The organism is Acidisphaera sp. S103 (assembly GCF_009765975.1).
In the GTDB taxonomy this organism is placed as follows: domain Bacteria; phylum Pseudomonadota; class Alphaproteobacteria; order Acetobacterales; family Acetobacteraceae; genus Rhodopila.
On record NZ_LMUJ01000063.1, the window covers coordinates 162,187 to 166,236 of the forward strand.

General features: G+C 63.7%; 5 protein-coding genes. 2 read left to right on the plus strand and 3 right to left on the minus strand.

All coding sequences use genetic code 11. From position 1 onward, the window contains the following. Positions 1–182: 182 nt before the first annotated feature. Positions 183–476, minus strand: a complete 294-nt coding sequence (locus tag GSQ89_RS21545; RefSeq protein ID WP_158929057.1) for a hypothetical protein — start codon at positions 474–476, stop codon at positions 183–185. Between the two features lie 96 nt (positions 477–572). Between GSQ89_RS21545 and GSQ89_RS21550 the strand changes: the two genes are divergently transcribed. Next, the gene (locus GSQ89_RS21550) at positions 573–1,538 is read left to right on the plus strand and encodes a GlxA family transcriptional regulator (RefSeq protein WP_158929058.1); all 966 of its coding nucleotides are present in this window, start codon (positions 573–575) and stop codon (positions 1,536–1,538) included. 163 nt (positions 1,539–1,701) lie between these two features. Here GSQ89_RS21550 and GSQ89_RS21555 read toward each other — a convergent pair whose 3' ends face one another. After that, on the minus strand, positions 1,702–2,895 hold the full coding sequence (locus GSQ89_RS21555; RefSeq protein WP_158929060.1) for an amidohydrolase family protein: 1,194 nt from the start codon (positions 2,893–2,895) through the stop codon (positions 1,702–1,704). A gap of 24 nt (positions 2,896–2,919) precedes the next feature. Next, entirely contained in the window at positions 2,920–3,396 is a 477-nt protein-coding gene (locus tag GSQ89_RS21560; protein ID WP_158929062.1) for a MarR family winged helix-turn-helix transcriptional regulator, read from the minus strand. A 207-nt stretch (positions 3,397–3,603) separates the two neighbouring features. Between GSQ89_RS21560 and GSQ89_RS21565 the strand changes: the two genes are divergently transcribed. After that, entirely contained in the window at positions 3,604–3,918 is a 315-nt protein-coding gene (locus GSQ89_RS21565; protein ID WP_158929064.1) for a hypothetical protein, read from the plus strand. The last annotated feature ends 132 nt before the right edge of the window (positions 3,919–4,050 follow it).

Below are 4,050 nucleotides of genomic sequence, written 5' to 3' on the forward strand. Positions count from 1 at the left end.
GCGATTTGCAAGACCAACCGCCGTTAAGCCCGGCTCTTGATCCGTCACGGCTCGGCCTCAGCTAATTCGTCATGGCCCGGCGAAGTCCGGGCCATCTGCCCCAGTAAAATGACGGGACCAGATAGCCCGTACGTCGCTGACCCAAGACGAGGCTGAAGTGCCAACCTCAACCGCCGCCGGTATTACTTGCCTTGGATCAGCATGCCCAGCGGGGCGAGCGGTCCGACCGGCAGCAGGTCGAACTGCATGAAGCCACCCTCGGTGAGCGGCAGCGCGTCCACCTTCGACTTGGCCTGGTCGATCGATTCGACGTTCATCAGAAAGACCACGCCGGGCTTATCGGTACGGAACCAGAACTGCTCGATGGCGCCATCGAGATAAAGCCGCAGCGTGTCGGGAACCTCCTTCGGCATGATCTGCTGCCGTTGTTCCGGGGTAGGGGGCTTGATGATCGAGCCGATAGCGAAAACCTTCATGAGTGTTCTCCTTGTGTCGTGTTGACAAGGCGAACCTAGCCAGCGGACCGCAAAGCCGGTATCGTCGTAAATGCCAACTTTAAGGCCATTTACGCCATGCGCATCGCAGTGCTCGCCCTGGAGGGGCTGTTCGATACCGGCCTGACCGTCGCGCTCGACGCGTTTGGCATCGCAAACAACCTGTCGGCCCGGCAAACGGGCGGAACACCCCATTTCAACGTGTCGGTCGTCGGCATGCGCAGGAAGGTCCGGTCCAGCCATGGACTGGCGATACCGGTGCAAGCGGTAACACCGGATTTGAAGCCGGACTGGGTGATCGTTCCGGCCCTGAGCACCGGGGCGCCGGAGCAGTTGATCCAGTCCCTCGAACGGCCGGATGTGCGCCAGGCCAAGGCGCAATTGCTGAAGTGGCGGGCCGACGGCGTTCATATCGGCGCGGCCTGTATCGGGACGTTCATGCTGGCGGACGCCGGACTGCTGGATAATCGGGAGGCGACGACAACCTGGTGGCTGGCGCCGCTGTTCCGGCAACGCTACCCGAAGGTCTTGCTCGACGAGTCCCGCATGCTGGTGCCGTCAGACGTGGGTGTCACGGCTGGCGCGGCGATGGGGCATCTCGATCTGGTGCTCTGGTTGATACGCAAGGCCAGCCCGGAACTGGCCGCCGTCGTCTCACGCTACCTGCTTGCCGACATACGCTCCTCCCAGGCGTCCTACATCATCCCCAATCATCTGGCGCAGGCGGACCCCCTGATTCTGCGCTTCGAACGGTGGGCGCGCGGCCATCTCAAGGAAGGGTTCTCGCTGCAGGAAGCCGCCGGCGCGCTGGCGACCAGCGCCCGCACGTTACAACGCCGTTGCGAAGCGGTGCTCGGCAAATCGCCGCTGTCCTATTTCCAGGATCTGCGTGTCGAACACGCGCAATCGCTGCTCCACGGCAGCGGCCTCGACGTGGACGCTATCGCAGCGGAGGTCGGCTACCTCGACGGCGCCACATTGCGAACATTGCTGCGCCAGCGCCTGGGACGGGGCGTGCGCGATCTTCGGGCCGACCTGCGCTGACGATTGGCTGGCTACGGATAAGGGCCTCGTCACGGGGCCAGCAAACGCGAAACCCAATCGGATGCATCGTCACCACTGCTCATGTCAGATTGCACCAGACCATCGACCATGAAGGTCGGCGATACATGCTGCCGTCTGGTGCATCGTATCCATCCCATTTTCTCTACCCGACCACCTCCGGCACGCGTTCCGCCGGCGGCGTGTTCCGGCTGCGGCCACAGCGGACGATACCGTCGATGACCACCATCCCGATCCCCGGAAGATCGCCCTTGCGCACGCTGTCCAACAGATCGGTGCCCGATGAATGCTGCGCTCGGTCCATGAACACGAGATCGGCCGCCTTGCCCGTCTCGATCAGCCCACAATCCAGGTTGCGCATCCGAGCGGTGTTGCCGGTGGCGCAGCAGAACAACGTTTCCGCCGGCGTGTCGCCGACCGAGGACAACAACGCGATCATCCGCAATATCCCCAGTGGCTGCACCCCGGACCCCGCCGGGCTGTCGGTGCCCAGCATCACGCGCTGCATCTGTCCCAGTTCGCGGGCGTAACGCAGCGCCGTCAGCCCGGCCAGTTCGTTGCCGTTGTGCACGATCTCGATGCCCCGCGCACACCCTTCGCACAGGCAACGAATCTGCGACAGCGGCAGTGCGGTATGACCGCCGTTGATGTGGCCGATGATATCGGCATCCGCCTCCAGCACCGTATCGGCATCGATATACCCGGACCCGGGCACCGAAGGGCCGCCAGTATGGATGGTGCTTTGAATGCCGGCCTTGCGGGCCCAGGCGACCATTTCCTTCGCCTCGTATCCGGCCTTCACGCTGCCCAAGCCGACTTCACCCAGCAGCCGCACGCCAGCCTGCGCGAGTTCAACGAAATCGCTCTCGACCATGCCCTTCTCGATCACGGGTGCGCCGCCCAGGACCTTGACGCCGCCCGGCCGGAAGTTCTCGTACGCACGTTGTGCGGTGATGGCGAGCGCCTTGACACCGACGATGTCCCTCGGGCGGCCGGGCAGGTGGACTTCACCAGCCGAAACCATGGTGGTGACGCCGCCATGAAGGAACGAATCGATCCAGCCGAACTGCCCCTGCCGCGGCGTCCAGTCGCCGAACACCGGATGCACGTGGCTGTCGACCAGCCCGGGCGAAACGGCGCAGCCATGGGCGTCGATGGTGACGCGGGCATCGCCGATGTCACAATCGCCGCGCTTGCCGACCGCGACGATACGACCGGATTCGGCAACGATTGTGTCGGCGTCAAGGATGGGCGCCTCCAGCGCGCCCGACAGCAGCAGCCCGATATTGGTGACCACCAGCTTTCCAACCTGCTTCTCCGGACCGGCTGCCAGCGCCATGACAGGATTCCTTTCGTTTCTTCCTCAGCCAAGTTTCCGCAGCAAAGACAGAATTTGCCGCTGTTCATCCGCGGTCAACGGTTCGAGCGTGGCCTCGGTGATCCGGCGCGCCGCGACGACAGCCCGCGCCGTCAGGGCCAGTCCCGCCTGCGTCGGTGCCACCACGATGGTGCGCCGGTCGAGCGGGTCGGTGGTTCGCGACACCAGGTCGCGCTCGATCAAGCGGCGGACCACGCCCTGGATCGTCGCCGGATCCATGGCAGTCAACCGCCCGAGATGGTTTTGCGTGACCCGGCCCATTTCGCACACCTTGACCAAGGCGGTGAATTGCGTCGGCGTCAGGTCGGCGGCCGCCATTCCGTCCGCGAATAACGCCGTATGCCGCTGATTGGCTCTGCGCATCAGGAATCCGACCTGATCCTCCACCACATACCCATCCAGCGCGGCGGCGGTTCGTTCGGTCTCGGGCAATGGCGTATCGGGATTTTCCGGATCTCGCATCGGGTTATGGTATAGCCGTCCGATCATTCGTGTGCAAACGACCAGACATCGTCGGCACGGAAAGATTGGGTTGCGCGGACGGCCTGTCAGGTTAGAGCATGATCGCGCTGGGCGGAACGTCCAGAGCGCGTGAATCATGCGATCAAACAAAGCGCTACAGCGTTTTTCCCTGCACAGTCAGGGTAAAAACGCTGTAGCGTGGCGATCATGAAATCCGCCGTCGCCGTCCTGGTTATCGCCGCAACGATCTGGTGCTATCCGCTGGCGGCGGAAGGCACGTTGGGCGCGTGCGACGCCCTGGCGTCACAGGCGCTGCATATCCAGGCCAGACCCGCCCAAGGCCCGCAAGGATTGGACAGCGTGACACTGATCAAGCCGGTCGGGGATTATTTTGTCTCTGAAACAGTCCAGCGGCGTTATCCCTTGGTGCCATCCGGGATCGTCTGCGCCGGATACTATTGGCGGCTTCTCGCCGATCCGAGCTTTATCGGCACGATCGAGAACCAGAACGATGCGGAATAGGACGCACCCCGAACCTCGGGCGGTGCCCGATGCTATCGAAGCCGGAGCGCGGCGCGTTCACGCGGCCTGTCGCCATGGATTCAGGATCTGGATGCCGGCACGCTCGAAATCGGCGGTGGTCCGGGGGGCGAC